Raw genomic sequence first — 14,756 nt, forward strand, 5'->3', positions numbered from 1 at the left:
GTTTCCAATGGTTGACTCACACCCATGTTCGTCGGTTTCGAGAGGCAGGGCACATGACGTTGGAGCTCTCCGAGTTGAAGAAGATGGTCGCCGACGGTGACGTCGACACCGTCATCGTCGCGTTCACCGACATGCAGGGGCGGTTGACCGGCAAACGGATCTCGGCACGCCTGTTCGTCGACGACGTCATCGCTCACGGCGCAGAGTGTTGCAACTACCTGCTGGCCGTCGACGTCGACATGAACACCGTCGACGGGTACAAGATGTCGAGCTGGGAAGCCGGCTACGGCGACATGGTGATGACACCGGACTTCTCCACGTTGCGGCGAATTCCCTGGCTGCCCGCCACCGCGCTGGTGATGGCCGACCTCGGCTGGCACGACGGCTCCCCGGTGGGTCCGTCGCCGCGCGGAATCCTGCGGACGCAGCTCGACCGGCTCGCCAAGCGGGGGATGACCGCGGTCGCGGCCACCGAGCTCGAATTCATGGTGTTCGACGACTCCTACCGCGAGGCCTGGGCCAAGGGGTACACCGGGCTGACCGCCGCCACCGACTACAACATCGACTACGCGATGTTGGCGTCCACGCGGATGGAGCCGTTGCTCCGCGACATCCGCAACGGCATGGAGGGCGCGGGACTCTACTGCGAGGGCGTCAAGGGCGAGTGCAACCTTGGCCAGCAGGAGATCGGCTTCCGGTACGACGACGCGCTGGTCACCTGCGACAACCACACGATCTACAAGAACGGCGCCAAGGAAATCGCCGATCAGCACGGCAAGAGCCTGACCTTCATGGCGAAGTTCGACGAGCGGGAGGGCAACAGCTGCCACATCCACCTGTCGTTCCGCGGTGAGGACGGTTCGGCCGTCTTCGCCGACGACGACGACCCGCTCGGGATGTCGCCGATGTTCCGCAGCTTCGTCGCCGGCCAACTCGCCACGCTGCGCGAAATGACGCTCTTCTATGCGCCGAACGTCAACTCCTACAAGCGCTTCGTCGACGGCAGCTTCGCCCCGACCGCCGTCGCGTGGGGCATGGACAACCGCACCTGCGCATTGCGGGTGGTCGGCCACGGCCACGGCATGCGGATGGAGTGCCGCGCGCCGGGCGGCGACGTCAACCAGTACCTCGCCGTCTCCGCGCTGATCGCCGGCGGCCTGCACGGCATCGACCAGCAGCTAGAGTTGCCCGAGGCGTGCGCAGGCAACGCGTATACCAGTGGCGCCGAACGGCTTCCGACCACGCTCGCCGAGGCGGCCGAGCTGTTCGAGTCGTCAACGGTGGCGCGCGAGGCGTTCGGCGACGACGTCGTCGAGCACTACCTGAACAACGCCCGCGTCGAGCTGAAGGCGTTCAATTCGGCGGTGACCGACTGGGAGAGGCGCCGTGGCTTCGAGCGCCTCTAGGCCGGCAATCGGGCTGACCACGTACTTGCAGCAGGCCCAGACGGGGGTCTGGGACGTGCGCGCGGCGTTCCTGCCCGCCGTCTACGTCGAGGGCGTCACCTCCGCGGGCGGCATCGCGATGTTGCTTCCGCCGCAGCCGGTCGACGACGACGTCGTCGACCGCGTGTTGGACGGTCTGGACGGTCTGGTGATCACCGGCGGCCGCGACGTCGACCCGGCGAGATACGGGCAGGCTCCGCACGCGAGCACCGACGAGCCGGCGCTGGACCGCGACGCGTGGGAATTCGCCTTGGTGCGAGGGGCTTTGGCGCGCGACCTGCCCGTTTTGGGTATCTGCCGAGGTGCGCAGGTCCTCAACGTGGCGCTCGGCGGCACCCTGCATCAGCACCTTCCCGAGGTGGTCGGGCACTACCAGCATCAGCTGGGCAACGCCGTGTTCAGCACCTCGAAGATCGAGACCGTGCCGGGGACCCGGCTCGCCGCCCTGATCGGCACGACCACCGACGCTCAGTGCTACCACCATCAGGCCATCGCCGAGCTCGGCAGGGGGCTGATGGCGAGTGCCTGGGATCCTGACGGCGTGATCGAGGCGGTCGAAAGGCACGGCGACGCGTTCGTCGTGGCCGTTCAGTGGCACCCGGAGGAGCGGCTCGACGACCTGCGACTCTTCGCAGGCGTCGTCGAGGCGGCCGCGGAGTACGCATCGGAGAAGCACTCAACGTTCGAGAGGAATAACGCGTGAGCACGTCCACACTGATCAACCCGGCGACGGAGGAGGTGCTGCGCACCGTCGAGCTGCTCGACGTTCCTGCCGTCGACGACGCGGTGGCGCGCGCCAAGTCCGCCCAGAAGACGTGGGCCAAGCTGGCGCCTGCCGAGCGAGCCGCTGCGCTGCGGTCGTTCGCCGCGCAGGTCGACGCCCACATTGGGGAATTGGCCGAGTTGGAAGTGGCGAACTCCGGGCACGTGATCGGCAACGCCGAATGGGAGGCCGGCCACGTCCGCGACGTGCTGCAGTTCTACTCGGCCAGCCCGGAACGCATGTCCGGCAAGCAGATTCCCGTCGCCGGCGGTCTCGACGTCACGTTCAACGAGCCCCTCGGCGTCGTCGCGGTCATCTCGCCGTGGAACTTCCCGATGACGATCGCGTCGTGGGGATTCGTGCCCGCCCTCGCCGCGGGCAACGCCGTCCTGGTCAAGCCCGCCGAGATCACCCCGCTGACCACGATGCGGCTGGCGGAGCTCGGTCTCGAGGCGGGCCTTCCCGACGGACTCTTCCAGGTGCTGCCCGGCAAGGGATCGGTCGTGGGGGAGCGGTTCATCTCTCATCCCGACGTCCGCAAGATCGTCTTCACCGGCTCCACCGAGGTGGGCGTGAAGGTGATGGCGGGTGCGGCCCAACAGGTCAAGCGGGTGACGCTGGAACTGGGCGGCAAGAGCGCCAACATCGTCTTCGACGACTGCGATCTGGAGAAGGCCGCCGCCACCGCGCCGTACGGCGTGTTCGACAACGCCGGCCAGGACTGCTGCGCGCGCAGTCGAATCCTGGTGCAGCGCAACGTCTACGACCGGTTCATGGAGCTTCTCGAACCCGCGGTCAAGGGTGTCGTCGTCGGTGATCCGACGTCACGGGACAGTGAGATGGGGCCGCTGGTGTCGCGGCCGCACTTCGACACCGTGTCGTCGTACGTCCCCGACGGCGCGCCCATCGCGTTCCAGGGGTCGGCCCCGACGGGTCCCGGATACTGGTTCCCGCCAACGGTTCTCACCCCCCAGCGCTCCGACCGCACGGTGACCGAGGAGATCTTCGGACCCGTCGTCACCGTCCTGCCGTTCACCGACGAGGCCGACGCGATCGAACTCGCCAACGACAGCCCCTACGGCCTGTCCGGCTCGATCTGGACCGACAACCTGTCGCGGGCGATGCGGGTATCGCGTGGGGTGGAGTCCGGCAACCTGTCGGTGAACTCGCACTCGTCGGTCCGCTACAACACACCGTTCGGCGGCTTCAAGCAGTCGGGACTCGGGCGCGAGCTCGGTCCCGACGCGCCGCTGCACTTCACCGAAACCAAGAACGTCTTCTTTGCGATTGGAGAGCTCTAGATGGATTTGACCCAGCGGCTGGCGGGAAAGGTTGCCGTCATCACCGGCGGCGCCAGCGGTATCGGTCTCGCGACGGCCAAGCGGATGCGGGCCGAGGGCGCGACGATCGTGATCGGAGACATCGACCCCAACACCGGCAAGAGTGTCGCCGCGGACCTCAACGGGACCTTCGTCCAGGTCGACGTGTCCGACCAGGCGGCCGTCGACAACCTGTTCGACACCGCCGCCGAGACCCACGGCTCGGTCGACATCGCGTTCAACAACGCGGGCATCAGCCCGCCGGAGGACGACCTGATCGAGGTCACCGGCATCGACGCCTGGGACCGCGTTCAGGACATCAACCTCAAGTCGGTGTTCTTCTGCTGCAAGGCCGCGCTGCGGCACATGGTTCCCGCGCAGAAGGGGTCGATCGTCAACACGGCGTCGTTCGTCGCGGTCAACGGATCGGCGACCTCGCAGATCTCCTACACCGCGTCCAAGGGCGGCGTGCTCGCGATGTCGAGGGAGCTTGGAATCCAGTACGCGCGGCAGGGCATTCGGGTCAACGCGTTGTGCCCCGGCCCGGTGAACACCCCTCTGCTGCAGGAACTCTTCGCCAAGGACCCGGAGCGCGCCGCGCGCCGGCTGATCCACGTGCCGATGGGCCGCTTCGCCGAGCCCGACGAACTGGCCGCCGCCGTCACGTTCCTGGCTAGTGACGACGCATCGTTCATCACGGGGTCGACGTTCCTGGTCGACGGCGGCATCACCGGCCACTACGTCACGCCGCTGTAGCCGACATGACTGCCCACCCCACACCGGATCCGCAGCCCGCCAGCGAAGCGTTGCTGCGTCCGGTCCGGCTGGGCAACGCCTTCGAGGACACCGTTGGCCGCTTGCTCGAAACCATCCGACTCGGGTTGTTGGAGCCGGGTGAGTCCCTGCCGCCAGAACGCGAACTCGCCGCGCGGCTGGGGGTGAGTCGCGACACCGTGCGCGACGCCATCAGGTCGTTGTCCGACGCCGGGTATCTGGTGTCGCGACGAGGCCGGTACGGCGGAACCTTCCTGGCCGACGACCTACCCGCGCCCAGCGCGGACGGGGTTCGGTTCAGTCGTGCGGACATCGACGACACCTTGCGGCTGCGCGAGGTGCTCGAAGTGGGGGCGGCCCGGATGGCGGCGGGTCGGACGTTGGCCGCCACCGACCGCGAAACCCTCTGGGCCAGGCTGGCCGACGTCCGGGGTGCCGCGTTGGAGGACTACCGGCGGCTGGATTCCCGGTTGCATCTCGCGATCGCCGAGGCGGCAGGGGCGCCGTCGCTGGTACCCCTCGTCGCCGACAACCGGATGCGGCTCAACGAACTCCTTGACCACATCCCGTTGCTCGCGCGCAACATCGTGCACTCCGACGAGCAGCACGAGGCGATCGTGATGGCGATCCTGGCCGGGGACGTCGACGGCGCTGCGGAGACCATGACGGCACACGTGTGGGGATCGGCGGCGCTGTTGCACGGGTTCCTGGACAGCTAGTGGTCGGCCTGTCGGTCGACTAAGTTGCAGACATGGAAGCTGGCGGCGAGGCGATGGTGCGACGTGCGTCGTCGGCGCTGTCCGACGTCGACATCAGCGGCTGGAACTTGCGATTCGACCTGCTGTCCGATCCCAATCGGCTGGAGATCCTGCTCAGCCTGCATCGTGCGCCCGGTATTTGCGTGAGTGACCTGGCCGCCGTGGTTGGCCGGTCGGAGAATTCCGTCTCTCAGGCACTGCGGGTGCTTCGCCAGCAGGGGTGGGTGAGCAGTACCCGGGTCGGGCGGTCGGTGGCCTACCGGCTCGACGACGAGATCGTCCACGATCTGTTGCACTGGATCGGCGCCGCGCACGGTTGACCTGCCCATCCAGGTAGTCCGTCGGCCTGAACATCTGTACAGCTAGACAGGCGTGCGGACATCCCCATAAGCTCGACCGTGTGATCCTCGATACGTCGTCGGAGTCCCCGCTCAGCCCGACCGTGGTGGGCAAGTTGAATCGTTCCGACTGGTTGTCCATCGCCGGTATGAGTGCCGTCGTCGTCTTCCTCCACGTCTTCGGTTGGGGCGTGCTGGTCTTCGGCGTCGCCCCGCAGCACATCACCTTGGGCTCCACCGGCGTGTTCGGCGTTGGCTTGGGCCTGACCGCCTATCTGCTCGGAGTGCGGCACGCCTTCGACGCCGATCACATCGCGGTCATCGACAACACCACCCGCAAGCTGGTTGGCGAGGGCAAGCGATCGCTGTCCACCGGGTTCTGGTTCTCGCTGGGGCACTCGAGTGTGGTGTTCGGGCTGGCGTTCCTGTTGGCTCTCGGCGTCAAGGCGCTGATCGGGCCGGTCCAGGACGAGAACTCGTCGATGCTGCAAACGCTCGGCATGATCGGCTCACTGGTGGCAGGCACGTTCCTCATCCTGATCGGGCTCACCAACCTGTTCGCCGTGGTCGGCATCGCGAAGGTGTTCCGCGAGATGCGGACCGGTGAGTTCGACGAGGCCGAACTGGAACGCCAACTCAACAGTCGCGGGTTCCTCGCCCGGCTGCTCGGGCGCGTGATGCGACGGGTCAGCAAGCCGTGGCACCTGTACCCGGTGGGGCTGCTCATGGGACTCGGCTTCGACACCGCGACGCAGGTGGCCTTGCTGGTGCTCGCCGCGGGTACCGCGGCCTTCACTCTGCCCTGGTACGCGATCCTGGTGCTACCGGTGCTGTTCGCGGCGGGCATGAGCCTGTTCGACGCCGCCGACGGTGTCTTCATGGCTCGGGCCTATGGCTGGGCGTTCCTCAAGCCGATCCGCAAGGTGTACTACAACCTGACCATCACGCTGCTGTCGGTGTTCGTCGCCCTGGTGATCGGCGGCATCGTGCTGATCGGCCTGCTGGTCGACCGGCTCGGCATCGATTCGGGGCCGCTGGCGTTCATCGGCTCGGCGGACCTGGAGTTCGTCGGCTTCACGATCGTGGGGCTGTTCGTACTGGTGTGGGTGATCGCCCTCGCGGTGTGGCGTTTCGGGCGCATCGAAGAACGCTGGGAGCCTCAGGCGAAGGGATAGGGGCCCGCGAAGTCACCGATCTGCCTGGCGTGGCTCGTCATTCCCTCTGGCTCGTCCCAGAGGTGCAGCAGGTACCCACGTGGTCCGTCGTGGCTGGATGACTCCGCCGACGCCGCGAGTTGGAGGTCGATCTCCGTTGTCGTACTTGGGCACGTGACGATCACGGTCCGCGCCCACCGTCTGACCATCGACCGGTGAACGTGTCCGCACATCACGATCTCGACGTTCGGGGCGCGCTCGACCACGGCGGCAAGCTCGGCGCCCTCGAAGTACCGGTACTCGTCGAGGTAGGGAATGCCGCTGACGAACGGCGGGTGGTGAAGCATGATCAGCGTCGGCTTGGTGGTGTCCTGAGACAACGTGGCGGCCAGCCACTCCAGGCCGGGCTGGTCGACGTGCCCGTGGTGGTGGCCGGGCACCGTGGAGTCCAGTCCGATGATGCGCACCGGATGGTCGTCGACGCAGTAGTGCAGCGGTCCACGGCGAGGAAGGTAGTCGTGATCGGCGAAGGCGAGGCGAAAGTTCTCGCGATCGTCGTGGTTGCCGGGGATGACGAGGAACGGAATGGGAAGTGCCAGAAGGATTTCCCGGACGTTGTCGTATTCCGCGGGCTCGCCGTGGTCGACCAGATCTCCGGTGATCAGCACCAGATCCGGGCGGCGGTCCAGGGTGAGCACGTGCTCGACCGCCGCCGCGAGACCGGCGTTCGAATCCACCACCCCGTGATAGAGCTCGCCCTTGGGCCGGACGTGGGGATCCGACAGTTGCGCTATGAGCACGCCGCCGCCTCGACTCCGTTCATGGGAACCACCTTCACACGAAAGTGGCCGGGCGGCAGCGCAACTGCCGTGCGCTAGAAGATCAGCCCCTGTGCCTTCGTGGTGGCGCCGGCGAACCGGTCCTGGACGTCGGCCCAGTTGACGACGTTCCAGAAGGCCTTGACGTAGTCGGCCTTCACGTTCTTGTACTGCAGGTAGTAGGCGTGCTCCCACATGTCGACCTGCAGCAGGGGGATGATGCCAAGCGGCACGTTGGCTTGCTGGTCGTACAGCTGGAAGGTGAGCAGTCGCCGGCCAAGCGTGTCGTAGCCGAGCACCGCCCAGCCCGAACCCTGCAGCCCGTTGGCGGCGGCGGTGAACTGGGCCCGGAACTTGTCGAACGATCCGAACTGGTCGTCGATCGCGGCGGCCAGTTCTCCGGTGGGCTTGTCACCGCCGTTGGGGGACAGGTTCTTCCACCAGATCGAGTGGTTGACGTGGCCGCCGAGGTGGAACGCCAGGTTCTTCTCGTTTCCGAAGATTGCGGCGTGGTCGTCGTTGGCGCGCGCCTCCTCGAGCTTGGCGATGGCGTCGTTGACACCCTTGACGTAGGTCGCGTGGTGCTTGCCGTGGTGAATCTCGTTGATCTCACCGGAGATGTGCGGTTCGAGCGCTCCGTAGTCGTAACCAAGATCGGGTAGGGCGTACTCGGCCATGCAATTCCCTTCTCGCAATGCGTGTTCCGTGCACCACGAAGCCTAGGGGCGAACAGCCGTATCTGTCCAACTGTTCATGTGTTCACGTGATAACCTAGGCATGCGAGGTCGGGCCGTGGGTTGGCGTTGTGGAAGCATCTGAACCGACTCAACACCGAGCGGGAGTTGGCATCACGGCCCGACCCGCGCCAACGGTTAGCCCTGCACCAGCCCGAGAAGTGCGTTCTCGATGACCTCCGGCAGCGCGGGATGGATCCAATACTGGTTCTCGGCAACCTCTTTCGCGGTCTGCCCGAAGGTCATCGCCTGGATCACCGGCTGGATGATCGACGACGCCTGGTGGCCCATGACGTGGGCGCCGAGGATCTTGCCTGTCGCCCGGTCGCCGATCAGTTTGACCAGGCCGTGCTCGTCCTCCATCGCCCAGCCGTAGGCGGTGTCGCCAAATTTCTGCACCTTGGTCACCACGTCGTATCCGTCGGCTCTGGCTTCGTCCTCGGTCATGCCCACCATCGCGACCTGGGGATCGGTGAACACCGCCGACGGCACGAAGCGGTGATCGGAGGCGCGCATCGACTCGGTGTCGTCCCAGTCGAGCAACAGATTGTGCCGCACGACCCGCATCTCGTGGTTGGCGACGTGTTTGAGCTGATACGCCGACGAGACGTCGCCGAGCGCGAAGATGCCACGCGCGGAGGTCCTTTGAAATTCGTCGACCACCACCATGCCCGAGTCGTCGACCTCGACGCCGGCCAGCTCCGCGTCGAGCTGATCCCCATTCGGCACCCGCCCGGTGGCGACCAGCAGCATGTCGGCCTCGATGGTCTTGCCGTCGTCGAGCTCGAGCACGCAGCCACCGTCGCGTTGCCGCACTCCGACCACGTTCTCGTGGGTGCGCAAATCCCACTTCTCCGTGGCGAGGTCGGTGAACGGATGGCAGATCGACTCGTCGCAGTGGGTCAACAGACCGTAACCGCGGACCACGATCGTGACGCGCACGCCCAAGGCGGAGAAGACGTGCGCGAACTCCGCAGCCACGAAACCGCCGCCCACGATCACCAAGTGTTCGGGAAGCTCGGCGATCCGCATCACGTCGTCACTGGTGTGGTACTCGACGCCGCACTCGGCGATGGCCGGCGGAACGTGCACCCGCGAGCCCGCGGCGATGACCACCTTGTCGGCGGTGAACTCGTCGCCGTCGTCGGTGCGCAACGTGTACCGGCCGTCGGCCTGCGTTGGGCCGAACCTGGTGTGGCTGGCATACACCCGCACGTTGGGCAGGCCGCGCTTGTACCGTTCGCCGCCCGCCGCGATCGGGTCGATACGCCGATCGAAGACGCGGTCGACGATGTCGGACCACCGGACCTTGTCGATCGTCGAGTCGATGCCGTACCGGGCGCTGTGCCGGATGGTCTCGGCGACCTCTGCGGCGTAGACGAACATCTTGGTGGGGATGCACCCGACGTTGAGGCAGGTGCCACCGAAGGTGCCCTGCTCGCAGATCGCCACCCGCATGTCGCCGTACCTGGGGTCGACGCCCGGGTCGGGGATGCTGTTGCCAGACCCCGTGCCGATGATTGCCAGATCGAAGTGTTCCACGTAATTAGTCCCGTCCGAAATTCGTTGTCGTGCTCCGAGAGTCGGAGCCCAGATAGTCGTCGAGCCAACGCGCCAGCTCGCTGTAGGCAGCCGCGCGAGGCTCGGCCAGCGACAGGAAGACGTCGTGCTTGGCGTCGGTGATCGGTGCGATGGTCTGACGGTTCCCGACGCAGCCGGCCCAGCGCGCGATCTGCGCGACGTCGAGGACGGCGTCGCCGCGTTGGATCGCCTCGGGATGGGGGGCTTCGGCGACGGAATGGTCGGATCGCAGCAGCAGATTGGGCACGCCGACGTCGAGACCGCGGTGCAGCTTCGCCTGACCGCGGCGGATCGCGTTGATCCAGCCAAACGTGACGGGGAACCCGCCGAGCGGCTTCAGCTCGAGGTCGTAGTCGAATTCGCCGGCGTAGTCACGATGCAGCGTGGTGCCGTAGCCGCCGGGGGTGGGCTTGCGGATCACCTGCCGCTTGCGGAGCCGGGCCAGTGCGATCAGTGCCGCCGACGTCGGCGCGGTGCGCAAGATCGCAGGCCCGTGCAGGTCGAAGAACGGGCTGTTGAGCACCAGCCCTCCGATGTGCGCCGCCTGCCCGCGCTCCCGAAGCCGGTCCAACCACAGGGTGGCGATGAGCCCGCCAGCCGAATGTCCGTAGACGCAGACCCGAGGCGGGTCGGCGGGGGAGTCGACGGCGTCGCGGGCGATCAGCGCCAGCGCACGATCCAATTCACCGTCGTAGCGGGTCAGGTCTGTGGTGAAGTGCGGCGTCTGCCCCTCGCGGCGTGAGCGGCCGCACTTGTGCAGATCCAACGCGTAGAACCGGAAGCCGCGATCGGCGAAGTGGTCGGCCAGCTCGGTGTTGAAGAAGTAATCGGTGTACCCGTGCAGCGCCAGCACCGCATGCGGGCCGCTACCCGCCTCGCCGCGCCGGACCAGCGTGGCGAACAGCTGACCCTCGCCGTCCGGATCGGGGCCGAGCGGCAGGGTTTGCTGCCAGTACCCGGGAAGGACGTCGGGTTGCCACACGGGCTCCTCGCCGGGTTCCCTCGGTGTCACGGCCTCAACTCTAGGCGGACGTCGACCCGTCACGGCGGGGCGGCAGGGGTGTCGGCCGACGGAATGCGCCCGACGCGCAGGGGATAACCTGGTAAATCTGAAAGCCGTGACGAGCGGAGTTCGCGACCACGAAGGGTCCAGGATCACGTGTCTGAGGTAGCCAAGACCGACGTCGTGCTGGTGGGGGCGGGCATCATGAGCGCCACGCTCGCCACTCTGCTCAAGCTGATGGAGCCCGACTGGTCCATCACGCTGGTGGAGCGGCTCGACGGTGCCGCCGCCGAGAGCAGCGATCCGTGGAACAACGCAGGCACGGGGCACTCCGCGTTGTGTGAGTTGAACTACACCCCGCAACGGGCCGACGGCACGGTCGAGATCGCCAAGGCCGTCCACGTCAACGAGCAGTTTCAGGTGTCGCGCCAGTTCTGGGCACACGCGGTGGAGAACGGCGTCATCCCCGACGTCCGCAGCTTCCTCAACCCGATCCCGCACGTCAGCTTCGTGCACGGCGCCAAGCATCTCGACTACCTCAAGCGCCGCCGCGAAACGTTGGTGACCAACCCGCTGTTCGCGACGATGGAGTACGTCGACTCAACCGACGAGTTCGCCCGTCGGTTGCCCCTGATGGCCGCCAAGCGCGACTTCTCGGAGCCCGTCGCGCTGAACTGGACCCAGGACGGCACCGACGTCAACTTCGGTTCCCTGACGCGGCAGCTGATCGGCTACGCCGTCGAACGCGGCATGACGACGCTGTTCGGCCACGAGGTGCGTGACCTCGCCAAGGAATCCGACGGCAGCTGGACGCTCAAGGTCACCAACCGACGCACCCACCAAAAGCGCAAGATCAACGCCAAGTTCGTGTTCGTCGGTGCCGGTGGCGGCGCCCTTCCGCTGCTGCAGAAGTCGGGCATCGATGAGGCCAAGGGCTTCGGCGGCTTCCCGGTCGGCGGCCAGTGGCTGCGCACCGGGAACCACGAGCTGGCCGCCCAGCACCAGGCCAAGGTCTACGGCGCCCCGCCGCTGGGAGCTCCGCCGATGTCCGTGCCGCACTTGGACACTCGCATCATCAACGGCCGGTCCTACCTGCTGTTCGGCCCGTTCGCCGGGTGGTCGCCGAAGTTCCTCAAGCAGGGCAAGGTCACCGATCTGCCGTTCTCGGTCAAGCCGAACAACCTCGGCTCGATGCTCGGGGTCGGCCTCACCGAGATGAGCCTGGTCAAGTACCTGGTCGGTCAACTGGCCCTCAGCGAAGCCGACCGGGTGGACGCGCTTCGTGAATTCGCGCCCGGCGCAATCGATTCCGATTGGGAGCTCGACATCGCGGGACAGCGCGTCCAGGTGATCCGGAAGAAGGGCGCCGGTGGCGTGCTGGAATTCGGCACCACGGTGCTCTCGGCGGCCGACGGCAGCATCGCCGGTCTGCTCGGCGCTTCGCCCGGCGCGTCGACGGCCGTTCCGGCGATGTTCGACGTCCTTGAACGATGCTTTCCCGACCGGTTCCCGTCGTGGCAGCCCAAGATCAAGGAGATGGTGCCGTCGTTCGGCACCCAGCTGTCCGGCGACCCCAAGCTCTTCGGCGAAGTGTGGGACTGGGGTACCAAGGTGCTCAAGCTCGACCACAAGGCCACGGACGTGCCCGCGGTCCCCGTATGACGGTGGCGCCGTGACCGTCTCGCCGCGCCGTAGCTGGGCGAAGGACCTGGACGCCGCGACGCTCTACGAGCTGCTGAAGCTTCGGGTTGAGGTGTTCGTCGTCGAGCAGGCCACGCCGTACCCCGAGCTGGACGGACGGGACCTGCTTGCCGAGACGCGACACTTCTGGCTCGAGGATTCCGACGGCAAGGTGGTCTCGACCCTGCGGTTGATGGAGGAACATCCCGGCGGCGAGAAGGTCTTTCGGATCGGTCGGGTCTGCACCAGGCGAAGCGACCGAGGCCACGGCCACACCAGCCGGCTGATGCAGGCCGCACTCGCCGAGGTCGGCGACGACCCCTGCCGCATCGACGCCCAGACCTACCTCGTGGACATGTACGCCAAGCACGGCTTCGTCCCCGACGGAGACGAGTTCCTCGACGACGGGATTCCGCACCTCCCCATGTTGCGGCGCAGTGGTCTTCATGGGGCAAGCTGAGAGGCGATGACGACTTCACTTCCGACGCCATATCCCTTCTCCGCACTCGTTGGTCAGGATCAGCTGAGGCTCGCGCTCATTCTGTGCGCGGTGCGGCCAGAGATCGGCGGCGTGCTGATCCGCGGCGAGAAGGGGACTGCCAAGTCGACTGCCGTTCGGGCGTTGGCGTCGGTACTCGCCGACGTCGACGAGGGAGCCCGCCTCGTCGAGCTGCCGATCGGTGCCACGGAGGACAGGGTCGTCGGATCGCTGGACCTGCAGCGCGTACTCCGCGACGGCGAACACGCCTTCTCGCCGGGCCTGCTGGCGCGGGCGCACGGCGGCGTGCTCTACGTCGACGAGGTCAACCTGTTGCACGACCATCTGGTCGACGTGCTCCTCGACGCGGCCGCGATGGGTCGGGTCCACGTCGAGCGCGACGGTGTCTCGCACAGCCACGAGGCCCGGTTCATGCTCGTCGGCACCATGAACCCCGAAGAGGGTGAGCTGCGGCCCCAGCTGCTGGACCGATTTGGCCTGACCGTGGACGTCCGCGCGTCCCGCGACGTGGACACCAGGGTCGAGGTGATCCGGCGCCGCATGGACTTCGAAGCCGATCCCGACGGTTTCGCCGCCCGATACGCCGACGGAGACGTCGACCTGGCCCGTCGGATTGCGCTTGCGCGCGCGATGGTGTCCTCGATCGTGTTGCCGGACAGTGAATTACGTCGGATTGCGGCGCTGTGTGCGTCGTTCGACGTGGACGGGATGCGCGCGGACCTGGTGGTCGCGCGGACTGCGGTGGCGCATGCCGCGTGGCGTGGCGGAGAGCGGGTCGAGGAGCAGGACGTCCGCGTCGCCGCCGAACTCGCGCTGCCCCACCGTCGTCGCCGCGACCCGTTCGACGACCCGGGCCTGGATCAAGACCGGCTCGACGAGGCGATGAGCCAGGCCGGCGAGGCCGCCGACGAGCCGGGGCCGGACCCGGAGCCCGGACCGGATCACGAGCCGGAACCCGAGCCCGACCCGCCGGGTGGCGGCGGGGGAGAGGCGCCGGAGTCCTCCGAATCCGAGGCGTCGAGCGGTCCTGCGCAGCAGCGCAATTCGCCGTCGTCCACACCGCGGCCCAACGACGCGCCCGCGGCCACGTTCCGCGCGAAGGCCCTCGTGGTGCCCGGAGTCGGCGAGGGTGCTCCCGGCCGTCGGTCCCGGGCCCGCAACCGCACCGGCACACCGATCGCCGCGACCGACGATCCGCAGGCCGGTCACGGGCTGCACGTCTTCGGTACCCTGCTGGCCGCCGCCGAACGTCAAACCCGACCGGGCCGGCCACGGCTGGGTCCCGCTGATCTGCGCCGCTCGATCCGCGAGGGCAGGGAAGGCAACCTGGTCATCTTCCTCGTCGACGCATCGGGGTCGATGGCGGCGCGAGACCGGCTCTCGGCGGTCGGCGGCGCGACCATGTCGCTGCTTCGCGACGCCTATCAGCGTCGCGACAAGGTCGCCGTGATCACCTTCCGCGGCGCCCAGGCGCAGGTGTTGCTTCCGCCGACCACGTCTGTGCACATCGCGGGCCGGCGCCTGGCCCGCTTCGACACCGGCGGCAAGACACCACTGGCCCAGGGGTTGCTCGCGGCCAAGGACGTGGTGGTCAGGGAGAAGGCGCGCGACCGCGCGCGGCGCAGTCTGGTGGTGGTCCTCACCGACGGCAGGGCGACCGGCGGACCCGACCCGCTCGGACGAGCCCGCACCGCGGCGGCGATGCTCCTGGCGGAGGGCGCGGCGGCCGTGGTGGTCGACTGCGAAACCTCTTATGTGCGTTTGGGTTTGGCCGAGGTGCTGGCCACCCAGCTTGAAGCGCCCGCGGTTCGGCTCGCGGAGCTGCGCGCGGACGGTCTGACCCGGTTGGTCCGATCGCATTCCGGCGACCGCGCCGCCTGATTCGTCACG

At 67.4% G+C, this 14,756-nt stretch carries 14 protein-coding genes; 10 read left to right on the forward strand and 4 right to left on the reverse strand.

The annotated features are described in order from the left end of the window. Positions 1 to 53: 53 nt before the first annotated feature. From B1790_RS10350 to B1790_RS10380, 7 genes are all read left to right on the forward strand, one after another. On the forward strand, positions 54 to 1,406 hold the full coding sequence (locus B1790_RS10350) for a glutamine synthetase family protein (protein ID WP_079923131.1): 1,353 nt from the start codon (positions 54 to 56) through the stop codon (positions 1,404 to 1,406). Next, positions 1,387 to 2,148 carry a gamma-glutamyl-gamma-aminobutyrate hydrolase family protein gene (locus tag B1790_RS10355; protein ID WP_079923132.1) on the forward strand — a complete coding sequence of 254 codons (762 nt, stop codon included), beginning with the start codon at positions 1,387 to 1,389 and terminating at the stop codon, positions 2,146 to 2,148. Before B1790_RS10350 ends, B1790_RS10355 begins: the two co-directional genes overlap by 20 nt. Further along, positions 2,145 to 3,509 (forward strand): aldehyde dehydrogenase, encoded by a 1,365-nt coding sequence (locus tag B1790_RS10360; protein WP_079923133.1) that lies wholly within the window; start codon positions 2,145 to 2,147, stop codon positions 3,507 to 3,509. Before B1790_RS10355 ends, B1790_RS10360 begins: the two co-directional genes overlap by 4 nt. Beyond that, positions 3,510 to 4,283 carry a 3-oxoacyl-ACP reductase gene (locus tag B1790_RS10365; protein ID WP_079923134.1) on the forward strand — a complete coding sequence of 258 codons (774 nt, stop codon included), beginning with the start codon at positions 3,510 to 3,512 and terminating at the stop codon, positions 4,281 to 4,283. It begins immediately after the preceding gene. A gap of 5 nt (positions 4,284 to 4,288) precedes the next feature. Beyond that, positions 4,289 to 5,020 (forward strand): FadR/GntR family transcriptional regulator, encoded by a 732-nt coding sequence (locus tag B1790_RS10370; RefSeq protein ID WP_079923135.1) that lies wholly within the window; start codon positions 4,289 to 4,291, stop codon positions 5,018 to 5,020. A 32-nt stretch (positions 5,021 to 5,052) separates the two neighbouring features. Then, on the forward strand, positions 5,053 to 5,379 hold the full coding sequence (locus B1790_RS10375; RefSeq protein WP_079923136.1) for a helix-turn-helix transcriptional regulator: 327 nt from the start codon (positions 5,053 to 5,055) through the stop codon (positions 5,377 to 5,379). Between the two features lie 80 nt (positions 5,380 to 5,459). Next, the gene (locus B1790_RS10380; protein WP_079923137.1) at positions 5,460 to 6,572 is read left to right on the forward strand and encodes a HoxN/HupN/NixA family nickel/cobalt transporter; all 1,113 of its coding nucleotides are present in this window, start codon (positions 5,460 to 5,462) and stop codon (positions 6,570 to 6,572) included. On the opposite strand, the gene B1790_RS10385 is transcribed toward B1790_RS10380, so the two are convergent. The 4 genes from B1790_RS10385 to B1790_RS10400 all read right to left on the reverse strand — a co-directional run bounded on the left by B1790_RS10385 (position 6,557) and on the right by B1790_RS10400 (position 10,696). Then, positions 6,557 to 7,351 (reverse strand): phosphodiesterase, encoded by a 795-nt coding sequence (locus tag B1790_RS10385; protein WP_079923138.1) that lies wholly within the window; start codon positions 7,349 to 7,351, stop codon positions 6,557 to 6,559. The genes B1790_RS10380 and B1790_RS10385 overlap by 16 nt on opposite strands. 74 nt (positions 7,352 to 7,425) lie before the next feature. Beyond that, positions 7,426 to 8,046: a superoxide dismutase gene (locus tag B1790_RS10390; protein ID WP_079923139.1), complete on the reverse strand. Its 621-nt coding sequence runs from the start codon at positions 8,044 to 8,046 to the stop codon at positions 7,426 to 7,428. Between the two features lie 195 nt (positions 8,047 to 8,241). Continuing rightward, complete coding sequence (mtr, locus tag B1790_RS10395; protein ID WP_079923140.1) at positions 8,242 to 9,645, reverse strand: mycothione reductase; 1,404 nt, start codon at positions 9,643 to 9,645, stop codon at positions 8,242 to 8,244. 4 nt (positions 9,646 to 9,649) lie between these two features. Continuing rightward, on the reverse strand, positions 9,650 to 10,696 hold the full coding sequence (locus B1790_RS10400) for an alpha/beta hydrolase (RefSeq protein WP_079923141.1): 1,047 nt from the start codon (positions 10,694 to 10,696) through the stop codon (positions 9,650 to 9,652). A 147-nt stretch (positions 10,697 to 10,843) separates the two neighbouring features. Here B1790_RS10400 and mqo point away from each other — a divergent pair, with 147 nt between their 5' ends. From mqo to B1790_RS10415, 3 genes are read left to right on the forward strand one after another with little or no spacing between them, the layout of a single operon-like run. Continuing rightward, positions 10,844 to 12,349: a malate dehydrogenase (quinone) gene (gene mqo, locus B1790_RS10405; RefSeq protein WP_079923142.1), complete on the forward strand. Its 1,506-nt coding sequence runs from the start codon at positions 10,844 to 10,846 to the stop codon at positions 12,347 to 12,349. Positions 12,350 to 12,359: 10 nt separating this feature from the next. Next, on the forward strand, positions 12,360 to 12,827 hold the full coding sequence (locus tag B1790_RS10410) for a GNAT family N-acetyltransferase (RefSeq protein ID WP_079923143.1): 468 nt from the start codon (positions 12,360 to 12,362) through the stop codon (positions 12,825 to 12,827). 6 nt (positions 12,828 to 12,833) lie between these two features. Continuing rightward, the gene (locus B1790_RS10415; protein WP_079923144.1) at positions 12,834 to 14,747 is read left to right on the forward strand and encodes a magnesium chelatase subunit D family protein; all 1,914 of its coding nucleotides are present in this window, start codon (positions 12,834 to 12,836) and stop codon (positions 14,745 to 14,747) included. Positions 14,748 to 14,756 lie beyond the last annotated feature (9 nt).

Origin of the sequence: Mycobacterium sp. AT1, from assembly GCF_002043095.1 — a bacterium.
Taxonomy (GTDB): Bacteria; Actinomycetota; Actinomycetes; order Mycobacteriales; family Mycobacteriaceae; genus Mycobacterium.

Bases quoted from the DNA above. Each gene is read 5' to 3' on its own strand.
- B1790_RS10350 (WP_079923131.1), top strand. From the start codon at position 54: ATGACGTTGGAGCTCTCCGAGTTGAAGAAGATGGTCGCCGACGGTGAC.
- B1790_RS10365 (WP_079923134.1), top strand. From the start codon at position 3,510: ATGGATTTGACCCAGCGGCTGGCGGGAAAGGTTGCCGTCATCACCGGC.
- B1790_RS10370 (WP_079923135.1), top strand. From the start codon at position 4,289: ATGACTGCCCACCCCACACCGGATCCGCAGCCCGCCAGCGAAGCGTTG.
- B1790_RS10375 (WP_079923136.1), top strand. From the start codon at position 5,053: ATGGAAGCTGGCGGCGAGGCGATGGTGCGACGTGCGTCGTCGGCGCTG.
- B1790_RS10390 (WP_079923139.1), bottom strand. From the start codon at position 8,046: ATGGCCGAGTACGCCCTACCCGATCTTGGTTACGACTACGGAGCGCTC.
- B1790_RS10415 (WP_079923144.1), top strand. From the start codon at position 12,834: ATGACGACTTCACTTCCGACGCCATATCCCTTCTCCGCACTCGTTGGT.